At 68.6% G+C, this 24,146-nt stretch carries 23 protein-coding genes, 1 tRNA gene and 2 pseudogenes; 10 read left to right on the top strand and 16 right to left on the bottom strand.

The window, feature by feature from the left end:
• Positions 1-72: 72 nt before the first annotated feature.
• Positions 73-564, bottom strand: a complete 492-nt coding sequence (locus tag ACGFWE_RS27865) for a nucleotidyltransferase domain-containing protein (RefSeq protein ID WP_393602793.1) — start codon at positions 562-564, stop codon at positions 73-75.
• Between the two features lie 114 nt (positions 565-678).
• Between ACGFWE_RS27865 and ACGFWE_RS27860 the strand changes: the two genes are divergently transcribed.
• From ACGFWE_RS27860 to ACGFWE_RS27850, 3 genes are all read left to right on the top strand, one after another.
• Positions 679-1,947 carry an FG-GAP repeat domain-containing protein gene (locus tag ACGFWE_RS27860; RefSeq protein WP_393602496.1) on the top strand — a complete coding sequence of 423 codons (1,269 nt, stop codon included), beginning with the start codon at positions 679-681 and terminating at the stop codon, positions 1,945-1,947.
• A gap of 77 nt (positions 1,948-2,024) precedes the next feature.
• The gene (locus tag ACGFWE_RS27855; RefSeq protein ID WP_393602494.1) at positions 2,025-3,458 is read left to right on the top strand and encodes an FG-GAP-like repeat-containing protein; all 1,434 of its coding nucleotides are present in this window, start codon (positions 2,025-2,027) and stop codon (positions 3,456-3,458) included.
• A 112-nt stretch (positions 3,459-3,570) separates the two neighbouring features.
• On the top strand, positions 3,571-4,536 hold the full coding sequence (locus ACGFWE_RS27850; RefSeq protein WP_393602492.1) for a YIP1 family protein: 966 nt from the start codon (positions 3,571-3,573) through the stop codon (positions 4,534-4,536).
• A 58-nt stretch (positions 4,537-4,594) separates the two neighbouring features.
• On the opposite strand, the gene ACGFWE_RS27845 is transcribed toward ACGFWE_RS27850, so the two are convergent.
• Together ACGFWE_RS27845 and dcd are read right to left on the bottom strand one after the other, a co-directional pair.
• A complete protein-coding gene (locus ACGFWE_RS27845; protein WP_352387566.1) occupies positions 4,595-5,098 on the bottom strand; it encodes a phosphoribosyltransferase in 504 nt (167 codons plus the stop codon).
• A complete protein-coding gene (gene dcd / locus ACGFWE_RS27840; protein WP_352387564.1) occupies positions 5,095-5,670 on the bottom strand; it encodes a dCTP deaminase in 576 nt (191 codons plus the stop codon). Before dcd ends, ACGFWE_RS27845 begins: the two co-directional genes overlap by 4 nt.
• Before the next feature lie 499 nt (positions 5,671-6,169).
• Here dcd and ACGFWE_RS27835 point away from each other — a divergent pair.
• Positions 6,170-6,243: transfer RNA gene (locus ACGFWE_RS27835), tRNA-Gly, on the top strand.
• 282 nt (positions 6,244-6,525) lie between these two features.
• Here ACGFWE_RS27835 and ACGFWE_RS27830 read toward each other — a convergent pair.
• Positions 6,526-6,682: pseudogene (locus tag ACGFWE_RS27830) on the bottom strand (conjugal transfer protein TraS); the annotation flags it as partial.
• Positions 6,683-7,315: 633 nt separating this feature from the next.
• On the opposite strand from ACGFWE_RS27830, the gene ACGFWE_RS27825 reads away from it, so the two are divergent.
• The 3 genes and pseudogenes from ACGFWE_RS27825 (at position 7,316) to ACGFWE_RS27815 (ending at position 10,967) form a co-directional block, all read left to right on the top strand.
• Positions 7,316-7,741 carry a hypothetical protein gene (locus ACGFWE_RS27825; protein WP_352387562.1) on the top strand — a complete coding sequence of 142 codons (426 nt, stop codon included), beginning with the start codon at positions 7,316-7,318 and terminating at the stop codon, positions 7,739-7,741.
• Positions 7,742-8,194: 453 nt separating this feature from the next.
• A pseudogene (locus tag ACGFWE_RS27820) lies at positions 8,195-8,978 on the top strand (IS5 family transposase); the annotation flags it as partial.
• A 945-nt stretch (positions 8,979-9,923) separates the two neighbouring features.
• Positions 9,924-10,967, top strand: coding sequence for an alpha/beta fold hydrolase (locus ACGFWE_RS27815; protein WP_352388046.1), 1,044 nt, complete (start codon positions 9,924-9,926; stop codon positions 10,965-10,967).
• A 284-nt stretch (positions 10,968-11,251) separates the two neighbouring features.
• Here ACGFWE_RS27815 and ACGFWE_RS27810 read toward each other — a convergent pair whose 3' ends face one another.
• On the bottom strand, positions 11,252-12,055 hold the full coding sequence (locus tag ACGFWE_RS27810; RefSeq protein WP_393602489.1) for a class I SAM-dependent methyltransferase: 804 nt from the start codon (positions 12,053-12,055) through the stop codon (positions 11,252-11,254).
• Between the two features lie 252 nt (positions 12,056-12,307).
• Between ACGFWE_RS27810 and ACGFWE_RS27805 the strand changes: the two genes are divergently transcribed.
• Positions 12,308-12,520, top strand: a complete 213-nt coding sequence (locus tag ACGFWE_RS27805; protein ID WP_393602488.1) for a hypothetical protein — start codon at positions 12,308-12,310, stop codon at positions 12,518-12,520.
• Between the two features lie 409 nt (positions 12,521-12,929).
• Here ACGFWE_RS27805 and ACGFWE_RS27800 read toward each other — a convergent pair whose 3' ends face one another.
• The 8 genes from ACGFWE_RS27800 to ACGFWE_RS27765 form a co-directional block, all read right to left on the bottom strand.
• Entirely contained in the window at positions 12,930-13,253 is a 324-nt protein-coding gene (locus ACGFWE_RS27800) for a hypothetical protein (protein WP_352387554.1), read from the bottom strand.
• On the bottom strand, positions 13,250-14,467 hold the full coding sequence (locus ACGFWE_RS27795) for a Shedu anti-phage system protein SduA domain-containing protein (RefSeq protein WP_393602486.1): 1,218 nt from the start codon (positions 14,465-14,467) through the stop codon (positions 13,250-13,252). The genes ACGFWE_RS27800 and ACGFWE_RS27795 overlap by 4 nt, the downstream gene beginning before the upstream one ends.
• A gap of 341 nt (positions 14,468-14,808) precedes the next feature.
• Complete coding sequence (locus tag ACGFWE_RS27790) at positions 14,809-15,393, bottom strand: WHG domain-containing protein (RefSeq protein ID WP_352387550.1); 585 nt, start codon at positions 15,391-15,393, stop codon at positions 14,809-14,811.
• The gene (locus tag ACGFWE_RS27785; RefSeq protein ID WP_352387548.1) at positions 15,386-16,222 is read right to left on the bottom strand and encodes an alpha/beta hydrolase; all 837 of its coding nucleotides are present in this window, start codon (positions 16,220-16,222) and stop codon (positions 15,386-15,388) included. Before ACGFWE_RS27785 ends, ACGFWE_RS27790 begins: the two co-directional genes overlap by 8 nt.
• A gap of 76 nt (positions 16,223-16,298) precedes the next feature.
• Positions 16,299-17,522, bottom strand: a complete 1,224-nt coding sequence (locus ACGFWE_RS27780; RefSeq protein WP_393602483.1) for a PP2C family protein-serine/threonine phosphatase — start codon at positions 17,520-17,522, stop codon at positions 16,299-16,301.
• 144 nt (positions 17,523-17,666) lie between these two features.
• A complete protein-coding gene (locus tag ACGFWE_RS27775; RefSeq protein WP_393602481.1) occupies positions 17,667-18,491 on the bottom strand; it encodes a hemolysin III family protein in 825 nt (274 codons plus the stop codon).
• A gap of 59 nt (positions 18,492-18,550) precedes the next feature.
• A complete protein-coding gene (locus tag ACGFWE_RS27770; protein ID WP_352387542.1) occupies positions 18,551-18,883 on the bottom strand; it encodes a MerR family transcriptional regulator in 333 nt (110 codons plus the stop codon).
• 913 nt (positions 18,884-19,796) lie between these two features.
• On the bottom strand, positions 19,797-20,012 hold the full coding sequence (locus ACGFWE_RS27765) for a hypothetical protein (RefSeq protein WP_352387540.1): 216 nt from the start codon (positions 20,010-20,012) through the stop codon (positions 19,797-19,799).
• Between the two features lie 215 nt (positions 20,013-20,227).
• Between ACGFWE_RS27765 and ACGFWE_RS27760 the strand changes: the two genes are divergently transcribed.
• Positions 20,228-21,301, top strand: a complete 1,074-nt coding sequence (locus ACGFWE_RS27760; RefSeq protein WP_352387538.1) for a hypothetical protein — start codon at positions 20,228-20,230, stop codon at positions 21,299-21,301.
• A gap of 26 nt (positions 21,302-21,327) precedes the next feature.
• Here ACGFWE_RS27760 and ACGFWE_RS27755 read toward each other — a convergent pair whose 3' ends face one another.
• Entirely contained in the window at positions 21,328-21,870 is a 543-nt protein-coding gene (locus ACGFWE_RS27755; protein ID WP_393602478.1) for a CAP domain-containing protein, read from the bottom strand.
• 165 nt (positions 21,871-22,035) lie between these two features.
• Between ACGFWE_RS27755 and ACGFWE_RS27750 the strand changes: the two genes are divergently transcribed.
• Entirely contained in the window at positions 22,036-22,275 is a 240-nt protein-coding gene (locus ACGFWE_RS27750) for a hypothetical protein (RefSeq protein ID WP_352387534.1), read from the top strand.
• 58 nt (positions 22,276-22,333) lie between these two features.
• On the opposite strand, the gene ACGFWE_RS27745 is transcribed toward ACGFWE_RS27750, so the two are convergent.
• Positions 22,334-23,095, bottom strand: coding sequence for an ABC transporter permease (locus ACGFWE_RS27745; RefSeq protein ID WP_352387532.1), 762 nt, complete (start codon positions 23,093-23,095; stop codon positions 22,334-22,336).
• Positions 23,092-23,976, bottom strand: a complete 885-nt coding sequence (locus ACGFWE_RS27740) for an ABC transporter ATP-binding protein (protein WP_393602476.1) — start codon at positions 23,974-23,976, stop codon at positions 23,092-23,094. Before ACGFWE_RS27740 ends, ACGFWE_RS27745 begins: the two co-directional genes overlap by 4 nt.
• Between the last annotated feature and the right edge of the window lie 170 nt (positions 23,977-24,146).

The following is a 24,146-nucleotide window of genomic DNA, read 5'->3' as shown; positions in this document are numbered from 1 at the left end:
CCGCGTCTTTGCGGTCTCCGCGTCTTTGCGGTCTCCGCGTCTTTGAGGTCTCCGTGCAGAAGCGGTCTCCGCTCAGAAGTGGGTGGCGATCCCGAAGACCCGCCAGAGCTGAGCCATGTCGTGCCGGTCATGCTCCGAGGGCTCGTACCCCTGGTGGAAGTAGACCTGCTGCTCGGCGGACAGACACGGAACGGCCGTCCCGCCGATGCTCCCGGTCACGAAGCCGGCGGCCGGGTACGCGAAGGGCCGCTCCGGCTCCCCCGACGCCTGCACGGCGGAACCGTCCCCGGCGAAGACCAGCGGGTGCAGATCGACCTCCCGTCCGCCGGGAGCGGTGACCACGAACCGCACCGGCCGCAGGTCGAGGCTCTCCACGAAGCCCGCGCCTGCCAGGGCCGCCACCACAGCGGGCTCCTGCTCCCGCCGGTGCATCAGGTCCAGGTCGCGATGGTCCCGGGTCTGCTCGCCGACCAGCGCGTCGATCCCCCACCCACCCCCGACCCAGACCTCCGCCCCGGCCCGCCGCAACAGGTCCAGGATGTGCAACACCGCGTCCACGTCCACCACTTGACTCCAGGGTCGTACGGGGCTGTCGCCACCTGTCGAACACGTGCATCATTGCCGGGGTCGTTGTCCATGATGCTGACGGGGTGAACGGTGCGCGCGCGTAGAGGTGTTGTGGGTACGGCGGCCCTGTGTGGCACCCTCCTCCTGGCCGCCTGCGGTCCCACCCCGCACACCGGATCCGCGGACCGCACCCCGGTACGGAACGCCGACGCCCCGGCCCGACTCCCCGTCCCGAAGGGCAAGGGCAGCAAAACCCCGGACGACTTCAACGGCGACGGACACCGCGACCTCGTCCTGGGCGACCTGGTCAAGGAGCAGGCCCACGCCGACGACCCCGGCATCGGGATCGTCTACGGCAGCGAGCGCGGACTCGTCCCGGGCGCTCGGCAGTTGATCGCCCCGGCCCGGCAGGGCGCGGCCACCGACGGCCAACTCCCCGCCCTGTTCGACGCGGAGGCCACCTGCGACCTGGACAAGGACGGCTTCACGGACCTCGTCGTCTCCACCGACCCGCCCTACGACGGCCAGGGCCAACCCCCGGTCCCGCTCCAGATCCTCTTCGGCTCCCCGACCGGCCTGACCGCCAAGGCCGTTCACCTCACCGTCCCGCCCGCCGCCCGCGTCGGCAACGACTGGCCCGACCAGCCGGTCTGCGGCGACTTCGACGGCGACGGCGCGAAGGACCTGGTCCTGCATGCGACCGGCGGCCATCTCACCTACCTGCGCGGCCCGTTCACCCGCGCGGGTGCCCCCAGCGCCGCCGGCGCCCCGATCCGGTCGCCCGGCGAGGTCCCCACGGGCCCGGCCTCCGACGTCGACCGCGACGGTTACGACGACCTGATCGTCCGTACGACCCAGGGCACCGGCCCCTCCGCCGTCGTCCTCGGCGGTCCGGCGGGCCCGACCCGCACCGGAGCCGTCCTGCCGTCCGGCATCGACGTGGCCCTGGGCTCCTTCGGCCGCGGCAAGGCCCTGGACGCGGCGGTCGGCGCCATGGGAGGAACGTCACTGCGCTACGACCTCCCGACCGGGGCGAAGGGCTCCCTGTCCTCCCCCGGCTCGGTCCTGGACGCCGCCGACTTCGACGGCGACGGCCTGAGCGAACTCGTCTCCAGCGGCTCACGCCTGCGCGTCTTCCAGGGCCGTACGACAGGTCCGTCCACCAAGGCGACGGTCGTCGTCGAACCCCCCGCCACCGGCTCCACCCGGGTCGTCGCGGTCGGCGACTTCGACGGCGACGGGCGCGTGGACCTCGCCGTGCGGACGTACCGGAGCGAGACGAAGGACACCGTCGCGGTGTTCTCCGGCGCGAAGAAGGGGCTGGTCACCGCTGAGCCGTCCGTCACCTTCTCCACCTCGGAGTTCCTGACTGATTCATGACATCCGTACAACCCCGGTACACCGGCGAGGGTCTTCCGTGTCACCGAAACGATCGGCACCCGAGCAGGAGGACCCGCATGCCCCAGCCGCACCCGAGACGGATGCGACTCGCCCTCGCCACGGCCACCGCCGCCGCACTGACCGGCGGTCTGCTCACCTTCGCCGCCGCACCGGCGACGGCCGCGGACACCGACCACCACCTGGCGGACTTCAACGGCGACGGATACGGCGACGCCGCCTTCGCCGCCCCGTACGCGAAGCTCGACGGCAAGGGATCCGCCGGTTACGTGGCCGTGGTCCACGGCGGCTCCACCGGCCTCGACCCCGTCCACCACACCACGGTCGGCCAGGACAGCGCGGGCGTGCCCGACACGGCGGAGACCGACGACACCTTCGGTTCCGCCCTCGCCGTGGCCGACTTCAACGACGACGGCTACACCGACCTCGCGGTGGGAGCATCCGGCGAGGACGACGGCGAGGGCTCGGTGACGGTCCTGTGGGGCTCGGCGAGCGGCCTCACGAACGGCACCACGGTCACGGACCCGGCGCCCGCCGCACACGGCGAATGGGGCAGGACGCTGACCGCCGGAGACTTCGACGGCAACGGCACGGCCGACCTCGCCGTCGGCAGCGATTCCCCACACGTGTACGTCATCAGCGGTGGCGTCTCAGGGCCCGCTCAGCGGATCGACGTGCCCGAGCAGGCGTACGCCGTCGACGCGTTGGACGCGGGCGACACCAACGGCGACGGCAGGGCCGACCTGGTCCTCACCTACCGCACGAACCGGACGACGGACCCGTCGGGCAGCTGGTCGAAGGGCCTCGCGTACCTTGGCTCGCCCTCCGGCCTGGACACCTCGGTGCCGCGCCCGCTGAACGGCGGCACCTCCATCGCCCTGGGCGACATCGACGGCGACGGCTACGACGAGATCGCTCTCGGCAACGTCTTCAGCGAGGAGGACGACCACAGCGGCAGCCTGGGCGGCCGGGTCGTCGTGATCCGCGGCTCGGAGGGCGGCCCGGTCAACGGCGACGCCCCCATGGCCGAACTCACCCAGTCCTCCAGGGGAGTTCCGGGCGCGGACGAAGCCGGCGACGGCTTCGGAGGCGCGGTGTCCATCGCCGACGTCGACGGCGACGGACACGGCGAGCTGGCGATCGGCGTCGTCTTCGAGGACCTCGGCACGACCGAGGACGCCGGCGCGACCATCGTCATGAACGGCGCGGCGTCGGGCGTCTCCCGTGAAGGTGCCCGCACCTTCACCCAGAACACCTCCGGCATACCCGGCGCGGCAGAGGCGACGGACTACTTCGGCTCGGACGTGCTCCTGTCGGACGTCACCGGCGACGGCCACGCCGACCTCGCGGTCGCGGCCGGGTTCGAAGACGAGGGCATCGGCGCGGTGACGGCCCTGACGGGTGTGACCACGACGGGGGCGCGGACGTTCGGGCCCGGGAGCGTGGGCCGGCCGCGGGTGTACGGCGGCTTCGGCACGGGGCTCATCGGCTGAGGTGACGTAGAGGACGTAGAGAGGGGAGCCGTGCGGCCTCGCACATCCGCGTACGCCCCGTACGGCACCCCCCTGAGCGGCCCCCGACTCCTCTCTGACCGCCCCCTAGGGGATGTCACAGCTCGGCAGCAAAGCCGTCCCCGAAACGCCCGGCCGCGCCCGTCACTCTCCAGGACCAGGTACGTTCGAAGACGTGGCTGGATTCAGGATCGGACGCGGCCGGGACAACGGCGCTCCTCACACGCGACCGCAACAACCTCCGTACGGGCAGCAGGCGCCCCAGGGACAGCCGTACGGCTATCCCCCCGCGCCCCAGCCCCACCCGGGCCAGTGGACCCAGGGCGGCGGTGGGGGCTACGACGAGCCGGAGTACTTCGGCGACGGCGCGGGCCCCGGTAGTGCCCCGCACCCGCAGGGCGGCCATGACCCGTACGCGGCGAACAACCCGGGCCACACCCAGGCGTTCTCGGTCGGTGACGACCCCTACAACCAGGGCGGCACCTACCGCGCGGGCTCGGCCCCGGCCGGCCCCGTGGGCCCCCGCCTGCACTGGAAGGAACTCCTGAAGGGCATCCTGCTCTCGCCCAAGCAGACCTTCCTCCGGATGCGGGACTACACGATGTGGGGCCCGGCCCTCGTCGTGACCTTCCTCTACGGCCTGCTCGCGGTGTTCGGCTTCGAGGACGCCCGCAAGGACGCGATCAGCGCCACCCTGTCGAACGCGATCCCCATCGTCCTGACCACGGCCGTCGCCATGGTCCTGTCGGCGTTCGTCCTGGGCGTCGTCACCCACGCCCTGGCCCGCCAGCTCGGCGGCGACGGAGCATGGCAGCCCACGGTCGGCCTCTCCATGCTGATCATGTCCCTGACCGACGCGCCCCGCCTGATCGTCGCCATGTTCTTCGGCGGCGACGCGTCCTTCGTCCAGCTCCTGGGCTGGGCGACGTGGGTTGCGGCCGGCGCCCTGCTCACCCTGATGGTCTCCAGGTCCCACGACCTCCCCTGGCCGAAGGCGCTGGGCGCGTCGGCGATCCAGCTGATCGCACTGCTGTCGATCGTGAAGCTGGGGACGTTCTAGGTTCTTCGGCGGTTCTTCGGCGGTTCTTCCGTGGTTCTTCCGCTACGACGGACGCCACTCAGGCGTCGAGAACCTGCCCCGTACGCCGGACCACGGGCGGCTGGACGGACCACGGAAAGTTGATCCAGTCGTCCGTGCGCTTCCAGACGTACTCGCACTTCACCAGGGACTGCGACTTCTCGTAGATGACCGCGGAGCGGACCTCGGCGACGGCGTCGAGGCAGAAGTCGCGCACCAGCTTGAGCGTCTTGCCGGTGTCGGCGACGTCGTCGGTGATGAGGACCTTCTGGTCGGAGAAGTCGATGACGTTGGGGACCGGGGCCAGCATGACCGGCATCTCCAGGGTGGTCCCGACGCCGGTGTAGAACTCGACGTTGACAAGATGGATGTTCTTGCAGTCGAGGGCGTACGCGAGGCCGCCGGCCACGAAGACTCCGCCGCGGGCGATGGAGAGCACGACGTCGGGCTCGTAGCCGTCGTCGGCGATGGTCTGCGCGAGCTCGCGCACGGCGGTGCCGAACGCCTCGTAGGTGAGGTTCTCCCGCACGTCCGCGTTGCTCATACCTGGGTCCGGTGGAAGTTGAGGAACGAGCGGGAGGCGGTCGGGCCGCGCTGGCCCTGGTAGCGGGAGCCGTAGCGCTCACTGCCGTAGGGGAACTCGGCCGGCGACGAGAGCTTGAACAGACACAGCTGGCCGATCTTCATGCCCGGCCAGAGCTTGATGGGGAGCGTGGCGAGGTTCGACAGCTCCAGGGTCACGTGTCCGCTGAAGCCGGGGTCGATGAAGCCGGCGGTGGAGTGGGTGACGAGTCCGAGCCGGCCGAGGGAGGACTTGCCCTCGAGACGGGAGGCGAGGTCGTCGGGGAGCGTGATGACCTCGTACGTGGAGGCGAGGACGAACTCCCCGGGGTGGAGGATGAACGGCTCGTCCCCCTCCGGTTCCACGAGCCGCGTCAGATCGGCCTGCTCGATGGAGGGGTCGATGTGCGGGTACCGGTGGTTCTCGAACACCCGGAAGTAACGGTCCAGCCGTACGTCGACGCTGGACGGCTGCACCATGGATTCGTCGTAGGGATCGATCCGTACCCGTCCGGCGTCGATCTCGGCCCGGATGTCCTTGTCTGAGAGAAGCACGCCCCGAGGATACGCAAGGCGCGCGGACCGACCACCATCGGACGGCCCGCGCGCCTGGTACCTGATCTTCAGCGCTTCTCCAAGGTCACCGGAACGACGCTGCGAAGCCGGGCACAGCGAGGACACCGGACGAGCCGTCCGGGGCCGAGGCGCTCGGCCTGCTGCATCGGGAACGAAGCGGTGCTGAACACGTGCCCATCGGCACAACGGACGACGGTGCGCTCCATCAAGTCCTAGAGTCCCTTCCCCAAGAGCCGCGTCCGGCTGCTACTCGCCTGACGACAAAAGCCACATTACGGGATGGACGGGACGGTCCTCCAGGCGGCACTCCGACCCCGCCCGGCCCCTCTCCCACCTCTCCACCGTACGCCCCAACTCCCGCGCCCCGCAGCCCCGTCCCACCCCACGAACACACTCAGGCCCCACGGCTTCGGCGCCGGGGGCCTGGGATGAGGTAAAGTGACAGTGCGTTCCGACACCGGTCCGTTCGGCGTCACGCGCGGGTGTAGTTTAGTGGTAGAACATCAGCTTCCCAAGCTGAGAGTGCGAGTTCGATTCTCGTCACCCGCTCCATGAAACCCCCAGGTCATCGGCCCGGGGGTTCTTTGTTGTCTAGGCCGACGGGCGGGTCGCGCACCACATCTGGCCTCCAGGTGGCTCCTCTCTGTGGTGCACGGGACGGTTGCTCTGTTGCTCGTGACGCTTCGCACGCTCGGCACGGACCATGTCGTCGAGGCCGGGAGGCATCGTCTCGCTGCCGCTCCTCGTCGGAGTGCTGACAGATCAGCGGAGACTTCTCGGAAAACCGGCCCGCGCAGACCATCGTGTCCTTGAGGGTGGCCCCCGAGCGGGTCAAAGAGCGTTTACCCACACGGGCAGCAGCTCTGCGGCTTCGTCCTGGTCAGGCGCGAGGGCGGACAGGTGGTCGGCGAAGGGCGCCGGCTCGACGCCGCGCTTGCAGTCGATTCCCACGAGGCAACGGGTGCGGGGCGAGTCCGGCGATGAGGTGGCGACCTCTCTACACCGAGGAGCGCCCTAAGAAGTCACTGCAAGCAATGGACGATCTATGCGGGTTGCCAAGGCGCTTTTCTTCACGACCTGAATTGATCAGCCTCCGGGCGAGATCAGCAAGCACCGGGGGACACCAGTCAACTGCACCTTCTACGCAGAATCGTTAATCCTTGAGAAACGGCCGCGTCCATTGTTTCCAAAGATATCGATGGGGTCGATGCGACTAAATAATAGAGCACGCATTGGCTCTACTACTTGTAATCAAATCCTTCCTGGTCCTACCCTCACTTGAAGGCGCTGGTAACCACTGAAGCCGATCCACAAGGGGACACCCTGCGCGAGCGCTGTTGATGTTGTGACCCCCATGATTAACAACCACGCGGGAAGGGACACCCGCCTCGTGGACTGGAACACTGCCACCCTGCTGGCCTTGGCCATTTTCGGATTTGTAGCACTGTGTGTAATGCTCGCCATTTCGCTACTCCGACAACTGCCAGAACTGTTCGAAGCGTGGCACAAGGTGAGGCGCTCGTGGCGTGAGACAGGGGAAGCATCAGTCCCAGATAGCACGACGCGTCGGGATCACCAGGATTAGCCACACCGTAGCCGCACTGCAGAAGTGGAGAGAGAAGAAATGACCGATCAGCACTCTGACACCATTGAATGTGCCGCCGTAGCCGCTGGCGCAATCGGCGTCCCGGGCGTCTACTCCTTCGGGTTGGACGTATCAGTGGTAAGCGGAATTTGGGTCGGAATGCTCATGAAAATCGCCGAGGATTCCGGCCATCCGATCGACGGGGCATACGCCATGAAGGTCGCCACAGCAGTCGCTTCCAGCGTTGCTGGATACGTAGCCGGGAGTAAGGTTTTCATTCAAATTGCCAGGTGGTTTCCCGGAATGGGAACCGCCGCCGCAATGTCCGTCAATGTCACCCTCAACTATGTGTACACCAAGAGGCTAGGAAAGGCCTTCGCCGGATTCTTCGATCACTCAGACTTCGAATTGCTGGATGCTGCGGAACTGGTCTTGATCCTCATCCCGCTCATCGGCAAAGAGTGATCCATGCCGCTGTTGAGAAGCTGCGATGGTCGCGCAACCAATCCCGCCTGATCAGCCGGGCCATGACCACCAGCCTCAGCGAGTACGAAAGGCAAAGCCGATCATGGCCGCCAACCTTGCCTCCCTCGAACCAGCAGTCGACCGGACCCGCGCTTCTCACGCATCACGAAGTCCGCCGGGCACGTCGAGGCAGTGGCACACGAAGACACGCCACACTACGTGCCACAGACCATCGAGCAGTTGGCAAGCCAAATGTCCCGAGGTCTCGGCGAGCCGGCTCGCTGACATCCACCTTTGACATCAGCGTCGGCAGACAACAGCAGCCCTCTGCGAACGGCGTTGGCCTGACCGCCCGCGCCCCGAAGGCAGTTAGCCCAGACGTCGGCAGAGGACTGCTCCTCTAAGACTCCGTTTCTTATGGCGTGATCGTTCGTTGAGCCGTGCACGCCGGACCTGATTGAGCGGTTGGTGCCGGACGAGTTATGGACGCTGTTCCGGCGGGTGGTCCCGACGACGCAGGTCATACGTCCACAGGGCGGCGGGCGACGGCGGGCTGGTGACCGTGAATGCCTGGCGTTGATCATCTTCCTAGCCACCTCAGGGTGTACGTGGCGGCAGTTGCCCCCGGTTTTCGGCCCGGCCTGGCCGACGGTCTACCGGCGTTTTGCGCGGTGGAGCCGGGACCGGGTGTGGGCCAGGCTGCACCGCGTCATCCTCGACGAACTCGGCGCCAGAGGAGACTTGGATTGGTCGAGGTGCGCCATCGACTCCGTCAGTGTCCGGGCGGCAAAAGGGGGCCGCTGACCGGACCGAATCCGACCGACCGTGGCAAGCCGGGATCGAAAATCCACCTGATCACGGACCGGAACGGTCTGCCCCTGTCACTGGGTATCTCCGGCGCCAACATGCACGACAGCCTCGGTCTGAAGCCACTGGTGTGCGGGACCCGCCCATCCGCTCCCGCCGCGGACCACGCCGCCGACGTCCGGCCAAGCTCCATGCCGACAAGGGATACGACTATGACAGCCTGCGGCGATGGCTGCGCAAGAGAGGTATCCGCCACCGCATCGCCCGCAAAGGCATCGAGTCTTCACAGCGCCTCGGCCGGCACCGTTGGGTGGTCGAGCGGACCGTGTCCTGGCTGGCCGGGTGCCGCCGCTTACACCGCCGCTACGAACGCAAAGCCGAACACTTCCTCGCCTTCGTCGCCATTGCCGCAGCTCTCATCGCCCACCGTCGCCTGGCACAACGCCGGGCTGGACAGCCATCAGCCACGAACCGCTGCGAACAGGGCAAACCAAGACACGCCACAGCACCAGCAGCCAGCAAATCAGCACCAACTGACCACGTGAAACGCCGCTGAAGACCAGCCGGACTCTGTGCTGGTCCGAGCCCTGGTGCGGCCCTCACATGAGCCCGCATCGCATCAGCGCAGACGCTGGAGAAGTCGTAGAGCATGTCCCACACGGACTTGTCAAACCACAGAAAGTCGATCTTCTCCCCAGCATGGGTCTCCAGGACAAGACCGCCCCGCCACGAGTTGCGGTGCCACTCCTTCACGGCCGAGCAGGGCACCACCACATGTCGCCACAGGTAATGGCGGACGATCTCGCCTGGCCGGAGCACCACCCTGATCAGCGAGCACCGCCAGAAGAACGACGCCCAGGCCAGCACTACGGCACACACCAGGGCGCGCTGCCAGACCCCGCCGATCAATGAGTCCCTTGCCAAAACCAGGCCAGCGCAGACGGCAGCACAGGACAACCCTCTCAGAAGCCCGACACGCAGCCAACGCACCAGCTTGATCTGTGCTCGCCAATTCGGCCGGTAGCCCCGTATCCGCTGCACGATCGGGGTCCCGGGCCCGTACCAGTCACCCAACCCCGAGTGCCACAACCCCTCCGCCACGCCGTGACACTACCTCCAAATGAAACGGCGTCTAAAGGGTCGGAGGACGACGAGCAGGAGCTGGCCGCCGCCGGTACGGAGAAAGTGCACGTCACACGACTGGTCTCCTGCTGTGGCGCGGACGGTCCCGCGCATCGAGCGTGGTTGGGGTGGGGCAACGACGGCCCCGGCCGAGCTCATAGAACGGATCCTCATGCCCGTCACCGTGACAAACCACCGGGTACGCCACCAGTCCACCGTCCCCGCGAATAAGGACGAGTTCGTCGAACTCTTCGTGCGGGAGCGCGACGGCACGTCCCTTGGCCACCTCGACGAGCGCAAGGCCGTCCTGATGCTCCACGGCCGGAGTGTTCCGGTACTCGCGGGTTTTGATCTCGATTTCAAGTCGTACAGCTGGGCCGATGCGCTGGCGCACGCCGGTTACGACGTCTTCATGATGGATCTCCAGGGCTCGGGGCTGTCGCCGCGGCCGAAGATGGACGACCCTCGCAACGTCAGCCCTGGCCAGCAGGGCCTTCTGAAGCCGAGACCTCCGGGTTTCACACCGGGCCCGCCGAACTATCCGTTCCAGCTGACCAACTCGATCAGCGACCGGGACGACCTGAACGCCGTCGTGGACTGGATCATCCGCGAGCGCGGGGTGAACAAGGTCGCCTTCATCGGTTGGTCCGCGGCCGCGTTCACGATGGGGCCCTATGCGGTCAACAACCCGGGCAAGGTGTCGAGCCTGTTCCTGCTGGCGCCGATCTTCCCGCCCGAGGGCACGTCGAACGCCCCCGTCCCGCTGCCGCAGCCCGGCTTCCCGACGTTCGTGAGCACGAAAGACGGCACCTGGAACGGGTGGGGCAGCGAGGTGCACTGCGAGGGCCAGCGCGACGATGAGATGCGCGACCAGGTGTGGAACGCGATCATGAAAAGCGATCCGGTGGGCAGCACGTGGGGGAAGGTGGGTGAAGGGCTCAATCGCATCAGAAACTTCGTCCGGTGGGGCTGGAACAAGACCACCGCGGCGCAGGACGGCGTCCTCGGCGGCAGCGTGCCGGTCCTCATCGCGTACGGGGAGTACGACAAGCAGGTGAACACGTCGAGCGAAGATCCGGAATTCAACTTCTCGGTCCCCGCGCTCTACAAGGCCATCGCCGGCGACCGCAAGCTGATGGTCAAGCTGGACTGCGCCGGGCATTCGGTGGTGTGGGAGATGCAGCACGAGAACGTGCACGACCTCTCGAAGCACTGGCTCAAGCACCTGAAGGTCGCCGGCAAGACCCAGGGCATCTTCAACATGAACACCGACGGCGACATCAGCCCGGCTCCGTAGAACAGCCGATCCCTCGACCACGAACCCGTGGGGGCGCCCCGGGGCCCAACGCCAGCCCCTTGCGCCGTCGTCAGAGCCAGCACAGGCACCGGCGAGGCGGAGTGCGGAAGACCGCGAAATTCCCCAGGTGGAAGTTCACCGTGAGCTGTTTCCAACCTCAGCTTGAGCAGGTCAGATGCAAGGTGAGGACCGCACCCGCAGCAACCGCTTCAAGCGCTGAACACTTCACGAAGCGCTGCAGGCGGTCGCGAGCTGGCAGGTCGGAAACGACGACGAAAGGCGGATCAGCGCGCCGGCTCAGACGTGCCTCGCGCCTGGTCACGGCCGGCGACCACCAGGTATCCATCGCTCTCGGGGTCGAAGGTGGTGGACTGCACCGTGAGCCCCACGCTCCGCAACTGTGCCACGAGGTCCGCGTACCGGTAGGGCCAGATGGACAACCGCTCCGAGCAGGCTCGCACTGCCCCATCCGGCTCGATCTGGGCGACCACGATCTCGAGGAAGTGTTCCTGCTCCCAACGCTGCTCGATCTGCCAGTAGTAGCTGACGACCGCATCACGGTCGTTGCGGCGGATGAGTCGATCGCGGACGTCCACCCGTGAGCCGGCGGAGCGCACAAGCTCCCAGTTGCGTGACGTGAGCACGAGGCGTCCGCCCGGATTCAGCAGCCGCGACATCGCGTCCAGTGCGGTCAGGCGCCCGGCTGCGCCCTCAGCGTGCCCGAGCGAATTGCCGACACAGAACACCAGATCGAACGTGGAGTCCTCCAGGTGGTCGGGCAGCTCGTCCCAACTAACGTGGAGGGCTCGAAGCGAGACACCCTGCTCGTCGGCGGCCTTCTCGGTCCGGCGAACCATCCCACTGCTGGCGTCTGCGGCGACCACGTCAAGGCCAAGACTCGCAAGACCGACGGCGAGCTGGCCGGTTCCACACGCGCAGTCGAGGACGCGCGCGTTGGGCGGCAGAGAGCCCACGACATCGCTGTAGTAAACCGCGGCTGCCTTGGCGGGGGTCAACCTGTCGTCCCCGATCAGCCACTCGTATACGTCGGAAAGCGCCCCATAGCCAGCCACCGCGACAACCTCCATCACTCGACGACACGCGGACTGGACCGCGCCTGCGATTCGGACCTTGCGCCTCGCACTCTGCCGGGCCGTGTCAGCGAAGCATTGAGGAGGACCCAACCACTTCCGGCCGCTGAGACTCCACCGGATTTCGGGGGAAACCGCGGCACGCCGCACCGACGCAGGTCCCCACTCCACCGGCGCCCCATCGGCCACGATGGGGACCGCGGCCGGCACGCGCGCGTTCACTGCGGAGCGCTTTACGGGTCATCTCAATTGGTTAACTTCAAGATCTTCCTGGACTCCTACGGCCCAGTTGTCATCGCCGACGAACTCGTCGTCTTCCACCCGCAGGGGCGCACTCCGCTCCTGGAGCGCATGCACCAGATTCCCTTACCCAAGGCCGGCGACATCAGGCCCGCGGTCCCCACCCAGGCGCGCACCACGGGCGCACCAGATAGGACGGGGAACAGCAGGGACCCACGGTGAAAGCCGCCGGGTGCAGAACGACAGTGTCCAGGCCGTTCGCCCAGGTCACCGCAGCGCCCAATCGCCGACGGAGGGAGACCCGCGAAACGCGGCGACGGCCAGAGGCAAGCCGCCCCCATCGCAGCACGGCGCTGACCTGCCCTCGCACCTCGTCGTGGGTGGACGCAAACCTCCTGCGGAGGCGGGCACTTGAACCGTAGGAGCCTGCCATCAGAGCGGAAGGTCGCCAGGAGTACCCGAGCGGGCCTCGGCCTCATGGTGACTGCAACTACGACGCTGACATCCCACTCCGTTTTGCACAGCGTGACCAAGCCTGCCGACGTTACCGGCGATGCCGTACCTGCGGACGACGACCACCCTGACCGTGGGCGACCGAGCCCGTCCGTTGAGGCCTCAGCACAGCGCGTGGTCAGGGCCGTCCCCGCCGTAGATGGCGGGAAGCGGCGAGGCAGGAGGACAGCCATGTCGCCTCCTCACGGTTGATGATCAGGTCCGCAACGGTGATCATCCCGTCCATCGGGCCGTCGAGCCGAATCGAGTGGTCACCGACGAGGAACTTCTTCCAGTCCGCGTCGCTGTGCCAGAGCCGAGCGGTCTTCTCGCCCCGCCGCTGGGCGAACACGAGTTCCTCTCCGTACTCGTTCATGAAGTATCCGACGTAGTCCTTGTCGGTGATCTCACCGCCGCACAAGCGGGCCAGGAGTGGTTCGATCTCACGTGGTGTGTCGGTCATACGGCGGACTCCTCGTCCGGGTCGGGATCTGCGTCCTGCCGTGCCGATGACAGAGCCAGCATGCGGGAGGCTGAATCCAGCAGGGTCTCGTATGTGATCACTTCTATGCGCGCCTGGTGTGTGTTGTAGGTTCGCAGGGTTTCCGCGATCTCCTGGGAGGTGACGTTCCCGGTTACGTACCGCGGGTGCCCGATCACGACCGTCGCCGACGCCCGGCGGGTGTCGACTCCGTGCTCGGCCAAGATGCTCGGGCGGTTCTCGTCCATGGCCCGGAGGTAGTTCTGCGCCTGGGAGACCGCGCGGTGCGCCGGAGCGCCCAACATGAGGTGGCCGGAGCGTCGTATGACCAGGTCGTTGATGTTTGCGCGCTTGAGCTCCACCACGTGCAGGGAGCCGTCGCCGCGCAGGAGCGGGATGTCGAGGATGGCGTCCGGGGTGTACTGCCGGCGTGCCAGCTCGGCCACGTAGGCCCCGCCGAAGATCCATTCCTGGTTCTTCAGACAGGCATGGAGGGCACTCTCGGAGCTGTCCGGGTCTTCCACCGCGGTACGCAGGGCCGCCAGGCCGACCTGCCTGGCGCGCAGTTCGAGCAATTGGGCCAGCATGCCGGCGTCGACATCGGCCAGGACGTCGCTCATCATCCGGGCGGCCTCGGCGGAGGCGGGCCGGGGCAGGTTGCGGAGGACCAACTCCATGTGTCCGTATGCCTGGAGCTGCCTCGCCTCCTTGGCGGAAAGCCGGACCCCGCCCTCGCCGTCCCCGAGGCCCAGGTAGTCGACGGACTGGGCTATGCCGCGAAAGAGGTCACGGGCGTCGGCGGCGCTTGCACCGGGCTTGTCGCGGCACAGGACATCAAGGGCGGCGACCGCCCTGTCCGCACCCAGTGCGGCCATCCCGCGCATGTGTTTCTCACTGCGCTGTCGGGCTTCGTCGTCGTAGTAGTGCGTGAGGATGTCGAGGAACAGCTCGCCTCCGGCATAGGCGGCGAAGCGCTGAAAGCGCTGGGCGAATGCGAAGTTGCCCCGGATGATGGCCTCTTGGGCCACGTCCTCCAAGGCGTTCACCAGCGGCCTGCCCTTGCCGTACGTCCCACCGAGGCCACCCATGATGTGCAGCACCGCGTCGATGCGCTCCCGGACGCGCGCATCCTCGGTCAGTTCCCGTGCCGTCTGGACCAGTTGCCAGAGCGTGAAGCTGGATCGAAACGTCGTCACGCGGGCACACTAGGGCCGGCCACTGACAACCTCGCGTCAGCAGTCCCTGTGCACGCGCCAAGGCGTCCCCGACTGGACGTCCGACCGAGTCCGGCTCAACACCGTGCCCGTCCGAGAACGCACTCTGGCCGCCAGTCTTCGCGCCTCGTGCCCATAGCGTGCCGGTAAGAGGACGCCCCACGGTCAACAGCGGCGCGATCCGATGCACGCGACCGCCCGAGCAAATGCCATCTACGCAGGTTCTCGTCACCCGCTCTTTTGAAGCCCCTGCCAGCGACTGAGGCTGTGTCAATTAGACAGGTGGCTGCGGAGTGGGCAGGGAGGGATCCGTGGCGGCCATGTCATCCCCCGCAGGCGTGATCGGGAGGGTCGGCCTGGAAGCCGGCGATCAGGGTGTCGACGAGGAAGTGGAAACTCCGCGTGACGTCGCGGGACATCCTGAAGCTGCCGTCGCCCTCGAGGGTGACGAACCCGTGAAGTGCTGATCGCATGGCCCGTGCGGAGTCGACCACGCGCTCGTCGGGCAAGCCGAAACCTGCGAGGACGTCGAGCAGAACCTGCAGCGCCGCTTCGCTGACGCGGCGGTCCTCCTCGTCACCGGCCGCTGGAGCGGGGAGCGTGGCGGCGTAGCGGCCGGGATGCTCAAGGGCCCAGCGGCGGTAGCTGTCGGCGAACGCCCGGACCGCGTCCGGGCCGGAACGGCCGACGGACTCCCGGGCCAGCTGATGGGCGAACTCGCGCTTGGCCCGGACGGAGATGCCGTGCCGCAGTTCCTGCAGGGAGCCGACGTGCTTGTACAGGGACGGCGGCCGTACGCCGAGCCTGTCGGCCAGCAGCCCCATGGTCAGGTCGGCCAGACCGACCTCGTCGGCGAGCTCCGCTCCCGCCGCGACGACAGCGCTCGTGTCGAGGCCCGCCCTAGGCACGGGCGTGTGCTTCCAGGAAGGCCAGCATCAGGGACACCGTCTCCTCGGGGTACTGGTCGTGCGGGTAGTGGCCGGCTCCCTCGATCACCGCGAGCTCTCCGACACCGTCCGGCATCGCGGCCACGATCGCCTCGCCCTCGGCGCGCGGATCGACCCAGTCGGGGTCGAGCGAGCCCTGCACGATCAGGGCAGGGCACCGTACGTTGCCCAGCTGGGCGCCGGCGTCGGTCGGTGCCGACTGCCCCATCTTCTGCAGCGCCCGCATCCGGCCTGGTTCGCCCAGCATCGCCTCGACGCGGGCCAGCCGGTCGGTCCAGTCGGCCGGCTTTCGGCCCGGGTAGGCGTGGTCGAGGTAGCGGGACCACAGTCCCACCCTGCCGAAGAGGCTGGCGCCGAGCAGCCGGAAGGCACCCTTGCGGTAGCTCTTCGAGCGGAAGTCGCCGAGCTTGATCGACTGCGCGCGCGTGAAAGGGCCCAGTTCGACGATGCCCCTGACCAGGCCGGAATCCTGAGCGGCCGCGATGGTGGCGGCGCCGCCGGAGATCGAGTGGCCGACCAGGACGGCCGGGCCGCTGTCGATGTGGCGGATCACCGCGAGCAGATCGCCCGCGATGTCGGTGCGCGAGTACGAAGGCCATTGCGCGCTCGACTCGCCACAGCCCCGCAGGTCGACCGCGGCCACCCGGTACCCCGCCGCCACCAGACGCGGCAGGACGAACCTGTACGCCGCGCGGCTGTCCCCCATGCCGTGGGCCAGGACGATCAGCGGACCTTCTCCGGCGACCTCGTAGGCGATGGTGCCGCCCGGGACGGAGACGAACTCAGCCATGACATCTCCCAGCTCGCTCACGGCCATCCGTAAGCTAATTTGATTAGCTAGAAGCTAATGCCCATAGCCAAAAGGGTCAACCGCTGCCGGGCCCTGACGCGGCGGAGGCGTCGGTGAGGTCGGCTCCGGTGGCGGCGACACGACGGGCATGGCCGACGCCCCTCCAGTCCAGGCACATGACGGTCGCGTCATCCTGAAGACGGCCGTGGTGGGCGTCGACGACCGCCGCTATGAGTGTGCGAGCGGCCTCGCGGGGATGCAGATCGCGCGTGCGCACGATCAGGCCGGGCAGATCGAGGCTGCCGTTGCGCTCCAGCATGCCGTCGGTCAGCATCACCAGCCGGTCGCCCGGCCGTAGGTCCAGCGACTGGACCCGGTAGCTGTGCGGGGCGGGGAAGCCGAACGGCATGTCTATCTTCGGAGTGAGCTCCCGCACCTGTCCGTCCCGCATCCGCAGCGGCCAGGGGTGCCCGGCGTTGACGAACTCGGTGGTGCCGTCGATCAGGCTGATACGCAGGAGCTGGCCGGTGACGTAGCCCTGGCGGCCGTGCTCGCGCATGGCCCGGTCGGCCTGGCGCGCCTGATCGTCCAGGCCGCCACCGGCCCGGCGGGCCCGGCGCAGAGCGCCCACAAGCAGGGTGGCCAGCAGCGCGGCGTCGACATCGTGACCCATGGCATCGGTGACGGAGAGCTGGACCGTGTCCCGGTCGATCACGTAGTCGAAGGTGTCACCCCCGACGTGGTCGGCCGGCTCCAGCGCCCCGGCCACCGCGAACTGCGCCGCCTCGCACGCCAGCGACGCCGGGAGCAGCCGGTGCTGGATCTCCGCGGCCAGGCTCAGCGGGACGGTACGGCGGCCCCACTGGTACACGTCCGTGTAGGACCGGTTGGCGATGACGATGTACGCCAGGGCGTGCGCGGTCTCGCCGATCTCCCGCATCACCGTCGCGTCCGGTGCCGCGGGCAGGAACAGTTCGAGGAGCCCGATGGCGTCCCCGCGGTTGGTCACCGGGGCGACGATCCGCACCAGCGCGCCCTCGCCCCGCTCCACCACGCTGGGCCGCTGAGTGCGGACCACGTCGTCGTACACGGTGCCCCGCAGCATGATCCGCCGGGCAGGTTCGTCGGTCTCGACGCTGCCCGCCGCCCCCAGCCGTACGACCGAGTCGCCGGTGAAGTCGGTGATGAGGAACGACACCGACACCGCCCCGAGGTGCTCCTTGAGCATGCGCGCGACCACGTCGAGCGACTCCACGGGCGCCGCGGCCTCCGCCGCCGCCAACGTCCCGGCCAGAGTCATCGTCCTGTCCTGGCGACTGCCCTGGCGGCTTTCGTCCCCACGAGGGCGGGAGGTCCGCCCGCCGTCCGGCCCTCGTGCGGTCACGTCGGTTCCTCACTGCTCGATGACGCCCAGGACTTCACCAGGGCCGCCTTCGACCCGCGGTCATGCGGCGGCCAGGAGGATGGCCGTGTAGTGCGCGCCGAAGGCGGCGATGGTGAGGGCGTGGAAGACCTCGTGGAAGCCGAACCAGGCCGGTGAGGGGTCGGGGCGCTTGAGTCCGTACACGACGGCGCCCGCGGTGTAGAGCAGACCGCCGGCGACGACGAGTACGACGATCGCGGTGCCGCCGTTGCGTGCGAAGTCGGGCAGGTTGAAGACGGCCACCCAGCCCAGTGCGATGTAGCACGGGGTGTACAGCCACCGGGGGGCCCCGATCCACAGGATGCGGAAGGCGATGCCGGCCAGGGCACCCGCCCACACCACGGCCAGCAGCACCCGCTGCTGACCTGTGGGCAGCAGAAGGACCGCCAGCGGGGTGTAGGTGCCGGCGATGATCAGGAAGATGTTCGCGTGGTCCAGCCGTCGCAGGACCGCCTCCCCGCGCGGACCCCACGTTCCGCGGTGGTAGACCCCGCTGGTGCCGAAGAGCAGACAGGCCGACAGCGCGTACACCGAGCAGGCCGCCACTGCCGCCGCCGAGCGCGAGACGGCGATCAGGACGATGCCGCCGACCAGGGACAGCGGGAACACGCCGGCGTGCAGCCAGCCACGCATCCTCGGCTTCAGCGCGGCCGCCACACGCTCCGCCGCGCCTTCCGGAGCGGCGGCAGCCGGCCGGCCGGTCGGATCGGTCGCGCCGGTCGGATCGGTCGCGCCGGTTGGGTCGGCAGGCGCATCGACCACGGGTCGCAGGAGGTCGGGAGCGGTGCCGGGACGAGGCTGGGGATCGGTCCTGTGTTCCGGCGGCTGAGCATCTTCGGCGATCATGCGCCCGTATTCTGAGATCGGAGGATGAGTGCGGCCTGCCACTCGCTGCGGACTGCGGGTCAGATGCCGACCGTGTGCCGGGAGGCGGCGCGGCGGTACTCGGCGTTGATGCGCTGGGCTTCTTCCAGCTGGTCTTCGAGGACGATGATGCGGCAGGCAGCCTCGATGGGGGTGCCGTGGTCGACGAGTTCCCGGGCGCGGGCGGCGATCCGCAGCTGGTAGCGGGAGTAGCGGCGATGTCCGCCCTCGGAGCGGAGCGGGGTGATGAGGCGCGCTTCGCCGAGGGCGCGGAGGAAGCCCGGGGTGGTGCCGAGCATCTCGGCAGCCCGGCCCATGGTGTAGGCGGGGTAATCGTCGTCGTCGAGACGGCCGATGGGATCGTCTGCTGTCATCTCACCTCTCTGCGGAACGCGTGGAGGGGTCCTGGTGCCGTGCGGCACCAGGACCCCGGAGGAACTGCTACACCATCTGCCGGCCCTGGTACTGCGCCGGCCTTCTGTTTCCGCGGACCCGACCGAGATGCTGTCGGGGCTGCTGGGATCGCTGTTGCCTGACCGGAGACCACCTCGCTGTCGATGTCCTGCGGTACCCGGGCTCGAGACGTCCGCCCGGGCGATCCTGATGGCGCTCTGCTCCTCCGTTCTTCCCTCTGAAACCAAATCACTTGGCAAAACGGGTAATGCGTACTGCTCCGGCAGCCAGCCCCGTCGCCCGTCCTGCGTCTGCTCTGGCTTGGAACCCCACTGCCGAACCTCCCGGTGCGCGCGCCCGCAGCCGACGCCTTCACCGAGGTACTGCTCAGTGACTTCACTGCTGGGTACTGCCAACTCGGTACTGCCAACGGCGGCCCCTGATCACTGCGGGCCACCCGGTCCGGTCGTCAGCCCCGTCGCCGTACCGCAAAAACCCTGGCTTCGGAACTCCACCACCGGACCGTCCTGCGCACTGCAACTACGTGCTACTGCCCGGCAGTTCATGTCTGCCGGGCCCTTCTGTCTCTCTGGGCTACGAGAGAAACCATAACCATGGCGGCACCCAATGTCTACTCCGGCCACGATAGATTTTCGCGCGTCGGACCGTGTGGAAATCCACCTCGAACGGCGGTGGAGGGCCGACCGCGACATCGATGCTCCCCGCCCGGGCCATGCGGTGCTGCACCGCATGGATCCAGCGCCCCGCGTTCTTCGGCACCGGCACATGCGCTGTGAAGAAGCTCGGCGCGTTGCACCTGGCAGGACGTGATGGCCCCGGCATCGATGCCGGGAAGCGGCCTGGGACCGTGCCTCTACGGAGCCCGACGCCCCGTCACCCCCTCGGGAACACGGTGTCGCTGGCCGCGTTCACGAACGGTGCCGCCATGTCGATGAGTGTCGACGCGCCGTGCGCGAAGGGGGTGAAGGGGTCGACGGAACCCGAGGGGGTGTTCGGTTGCCGTCCGTCGGCCAGGGCGGGCGCAGCCCCTTGCAGGGTGACCAGAGCGACGAGCAGGACCGTGGCAGCAAGGCGGGTACGAGATCGCATGCCCGCTTCAACGAAGCGAATCCCAGCCGGTCACAGCGGCGCCGAAAGTGTGATCTCACGGAACTCGCACATTCCCATTCCGGTCAACATCGCACCTGACTGCATTCCTTCGGTGGATGCGTGCGGCCACCGGGCACGCCTCACCGGAATCCTCTTGTCCCGTCTCGGATGATCGTGGCCGATCTTCGTCCTTTCCCCGGAGGGTTCACGCTGCCATGGAATTCCGTCTGTCCGACGTGGAGCTGCCGCCCCTTTTCTGCCCACTGGAATCCGCGGTCCATCCCCGCGTCCGCCAGGTGGAGAAACGGGCCGTGCAGTGGATCGCCGACAGTGGCATGTGCGCGTCGGAGCGGGAAGAGGCCTGGGTCGTGGCGACGCACAGCGCCGACTTCTTCGCCCGGTTCGCTCCGGTGGCCGAGGACGACCGGCTGCTGGCCGCGTCCCTATGGGTCTACTGGGGCTTCGCGTTCGACGACGCCCGCTGTGACAACGGACCGCTCAGCAACCGTCCCGCACAGTTCAACGCCCTGGCAGGCCAGGTACAGCGGGCCTGCGAGAGCGGCTCCGCCCTGCCCGACGACCGGTACGCCCGCGCGTTGCAGGACATCATGAGCCGTTTCCGCTCCTTCGCGCCGCCCACCCAGGTCCGCCGGTTCGTGCACGCTCACCGGGCCTGGCTCTCGGGCGTGGCCTGGCAGATCGGCAACCAGGCCGCGGGCCGGATGCCGGGGCTGGACGAGTACCTGGCCATGCGCTTGCTGTCGGCGGGCGGGGAGCCGACGTTCGCCCTGCTGGAACTGGCCACCGGGGCCGAGGTGCCCGACCGTGACCTGCACGATCCGCGTGTGCGGGCGATGACCGAGCTGGCGATGATGCTGGCCTCCCTCGACAACGACCGGCACTCCCTGCGCAAGGAACTGGCCCGCGACCACGCGGACCAGAACATCTACTCGGTGCTGATGGCCGAGCGGGGCCTGCCGTTCCCACAGGCGGCGGAGGAGGCCAACAGGCTGCGCGACCGGATGATGCTGCGTTTCCTGGAGTTGCACGACCGGCTCCGGCCGACCGCCGGCGCGGATCTGGCGACCTACCTCCAGGGCCTGCGTCACGGAGTGCGCGGCAACAACGAGTGGGGGCTGCGGGTACCCCGCTATCTCAGCATCGGGCACTGGCCGGACGAGATGGAAGGCACTTCGCTGAACTGGGCCGACGGGCCGTCAGACACCCGGCCGGGCCCGGTCGAGGGCGCCCCCGGCATCGCCTGGTGGTGGGACACGGACCTCGGCTGATCCGGCACGGACCCAGCCACCACCCGCTACCGCCGGGCGGCCAGGTCCAGCGTCCACCAGGGACCGCCCGGCCCGGTGGTGATGCCGACGCCCGCGTGGGTGTAGCCGCAGGTGAGGATGATGGCGCGGTGCGGGGCGCTGGCCATCCACTGGGCGACCGCGGCGCCGGCGGTGGCGGGGCCGGCCGTGAGGGCCTCGCCGGTGCGGCCGGGGCGGTATCCGGCCGCCCGCATCCGGTCGGCCGGGCTGCTGCCGTCCGTGCCGGTGTGGGTCAGCCGCCGGTGGCGGGCCATGTCGGTGCTGTGCGCCTGGGCGGCCCGGGTGAGGGAGGCCCGCGGCCGTACCGGCGGGCAACCCGCTTCGGTGCGGTGCCGGTTGACCGCGGCGGTCACGTCGGCCGCGGGGCGACGGGCCGGCTGCCATCGGGTGGGAGCAGGCGGATGCCATCGGGGGATCTCGTAGGACGGCGGGCCGGGGACGGGTGGCCCGGCCCAGGCCATGGGCGTGCAGGCCAGCACCGTGAGGAGGACGCATCCCGTGGAAAGCGCCGTCCTGCCCGCTCCAGTCATGCTTTTCTCACTTTCTCTTTTTCGTGCCTTCGTGCCTTCGTGCCTTCGCGCCTTCCTGCCTTCGAGGGAACGCGGCATTTTCCGTCCGGGACCGCGCCCGGAAACAGCTAGGGTGAAAATGCTCCATTTCCCGCCATTCTCCATTTGTATCCCGGGAGGATTTACATGTCATTGCGGTTTCGCCGCCTGGTCGTCGTGTCACTTGCCGCTCTGGCCCTGACGGCGGGAGGCGCAGCCACCGCCGCCTCCGCCTCGGCGCTTCACCCCAGGACCGTGAGCGACGGCTTCGACGACGGCCCGGGCGGCTACCCGGGCGGACACGGACGGCCTCTGCACCTCGGGCCGTTCGAGTTCCCGCGCAGCGGCTCGATCTCCGGCGGCTTCCAGTGGGGCGTGCGGGACTAGCGAGGGCCCCATCGCGTACGGCCTCCTCCCGGGCGTCCGGCAGGGGGCCGTACGTGTGTCAGCGTTTGAGCGTGGCGGCGCTGGCCACGAGCACCAGGATCACGCAGGCCAGGATCAGCAGGGCGTCCCGGAGGAACAGTCCGGTGACGCCGGAGTGGGTGGCGGCCTCGCCGGCGGCCTGGACGGCGTAGGTCATCGGCATGATCCTGGCCGCGGCCGACAGCGCTCCCTGCATCTCGTCGCGTGGCACGAACAGGCCGCACACCAGGAACTGGGGCAGCACCCCGGCCGGCAGGAACTGCACCGCCTGGAACTCGTTGCGGGCGAAGGCGCTCACCAGCAGCCCCAGCGCCAGGCCCAGGAGGGCTCCGAGCATGGCGATGACCATCAGCAGGTAGGCGGGGCCCTTGATGTCCAGGCCCAGGGGGCCGACGGACAGCAGCGTGGACAGCACCGCCTGCAGCAGGGCCAGGAGGGCGAAGGCAACGCTGTAGCCGAGCACGATGTCGAGCCGTCGTACCGGCATGGTGAGCAGCCGTTCCGCGGTCCCGGTGGTGCGTTCGCGCAGGGTGGAGACGGAGGCCACCAGGTACATCACGATGACCGGGAAGACGCCGAAGACCTGGGGGCCGACTCGCTGGAAGGTCTGCTCGGAGCCGTGGAACATCAGCTTGAGCAGCACCATCAGCATGCAGGGGATACCCAGCAGCAGTGCGGTGCTGCCCTTGTCGCGGGAGACCTGCTGGAGGACCCGGACGGCGGTGGCGCCGGTGATGCTCGGGGAGAACGGCAGCCGGTCGGCCAGGCGGGCGCGGTTCACGGCCGGGCGTCCGTGGCGAAGAAGGCCCGTTCCGTGTCGGGCGAGGCCGGCTGGTCGATGAGGCCGGACAGCTCGGGGAGCATGCTCTGCGCGGCGGCGCGCTGCCAGGCCCGCGCCTCGGCGGCGGTCGCGGACTCGACCAGGTGCATGAACGCCTCTTCCACCCCCGTACAGCCGGTGTGCCGCAGCAGCGTGGCGCGATCCGTGCTGGCCAGCAGTCGGCCGGCGCGCATCAGCAGGAGCCGGTCGCAGCGGTCCGCCTCGTCCATGACGTGGCTGGAGATCAGCAGGGTGGTGCCCTCCCTGGCCAGCCGCTGGAACACCAGCCACAGCTCCCGGCGCACCATCGGATCGAGTCCTACGGTCGGTTCGTCCATCACCAGCAGGTCGGGCTTGTTCAGCAGGGCCACGGCCAGGGAGACCCGCGAGTACTGGCCGCCCGACAGGCGGGTGACGAGCTTGTCCGCGTAGCCGACGAGGTCGACCTCCTTGACCACGCGGACGACGGCGTCCTCCCGGTGCCAGCCCCGCATCCCGAGCGCGGCGGCGAAATAACGCAGGTTCTCCAGCACGGTCAGGTCCCCGTACACCGAGGGGGCCTGGGTGACGTAGCCGACGCGGGTGCGCAACTGCGGCGCGCCGACGGCGTACCCGAGGACCTGGACATGGCCCGCGGTGGCCTGCTGTACGCCGACGACGGACCGCAGCAGCGTCGTCTTCCCGCAGCCGCTCGGGCCCAGCAGACCCACGATGCAGCCACGGGGGATGGTGAAGGTGACGTTCGACAGGACCGGGTGGCTGCCTCGGACGACCTGGAGGCCGTAGGCGGACACGGCCGGCCCGTCACCGGGGAAGGCCGCGCTGGGTTCGGTCTGTTGCACAACTCCACTGCGTTTCGTCACGAAGATGTCCCGTTCGGGTGGTGGCGGCGGCATGGCCGGGCACAACCGTGGGGCGGCCACCGCACGGTCAACGGCCCATGGATGGCGAAGTCACGCCCGCATGCCGCCTTCTTTCGCCTGAGCCGGGGAGGCGAGGAGGCGGGAGCCGG

It is taken from the genome of Streptomyces sp. NPDC048523 (assembly GCF_043199815.1).
In the GTDB taxonomy this organism is placed as follows: Bacteria; Actinomycetota; Actinomycetes; order Streptomycetales; family Streptomycetaceae; genus Streptomyces.
The sequence above is the reverse complement of the archived record's forward strand: the minus strand, read 5'-3'. Positions and strand labels throughout refer to the sequence as shown.

Bases quoted from the DNA above. Each gene is read 5' to 3' on its own strand.
- ACGFWE_RS27850 (WP_393602492.1), top strand. From the start codon at position 3,571: ATGTCACAGCTCGGCAGCAAAGCCGTCCCCGAAACGCCCGGCCGCGCC.
- ACGFWE_RS27855 (WP_393602494.1), top strand. From the start codon at position 2,025: ATGCCCCAGCCGCACCCGAGACGGATGCGACTCGCCCTCGCCACGGCC.
- ACGFWE_RS27770 (WP_352387542.1), bottom strand. From the start codon at position 18,883: ATGACAGCAGACGATCCCATCGGCCGTCTCGACGACGACGATTACCCC.
- ACGFWE_RS27755 (WP_393602478.1), bottom strand. From the start codon at position 21,870: ATGACTGGAGCGGGCAGGACGGCGCTTTCCACGGGATGCGTCCTCCTC.
- ACGFWE_RS27765 (WP_352387540.1), bottom strand. From the start codon at position 20,012: ATGCGATCTCGTACCCGCCTTGCTGCCACGGTCCTGCTCGTCGCTCTG.
- ACGFWE_RS27785 (WP_352387548.1), bottom strand. From the start codon at position 16,222: ATGGCTGAGTTCGTCTCCGTCCCGGGCGGCACCATCGCCTACGAGGTC.
- ACGFWE_RS27810 (WP_393602489.1), bottom strand. From the start codon at position 12,055: ATGGAGGTTGTCGCGGTGGCTGGCTATGGGGCGCTTTCCGACGTATAC.
- ACGFWE_RS27825 (WP_352387562.1), top strand. From the start codon at position 7,316: ATGACCGATCAGCACTCTGACACCATTGAATGTGCCGCCGTAGCCGCT.
- ACGFWE_RS27845 (WP_352387566.1), bottom strand. From the start codon at position 5,098: ATGAGCAACGCGGACGTGCGGGAGAACCTCACCTACGAGGCGTTCGGC.
- ACGFWE_RS27775 (WP_393602481.1), bottom strand. From the start codon at position 18,491: ATGATCGCCGAAGATGCTCAGCCGCCGGAACACAGGACCGATCCCCAG.
- ACGFWE_RS27780 (WP_393602483.1), bottom strand. From the start codon at position 17,522: ATGACTCTGGCCGGGACGTTGGCGGCGGCGGAGGCCGCGGCGCCCGTG.
- ACGFWE_RS27800 (WP_352387554.1), bottom strand. From the start codon at position 13,253: ATGACCGACACACCACGTGAGATCGAACCACTCCTGGCCCGCTTGTGC.
- ACGFWE_RS27750 (WP_352387534.1), top strand. From the start codon at position 22,036: ATGTCATTGCGGTTTCGCCGCCTGGTCGTCGTGTCACTTGCCGCTCTG.
- ACGFWE_RS27760 (WP_352387538.1), top strand. From the start codon at position 20,228: ATGGAATTCCGTCTGTCCGACGTGGAGCTGCCGCCCCTTTTCTGCCCA.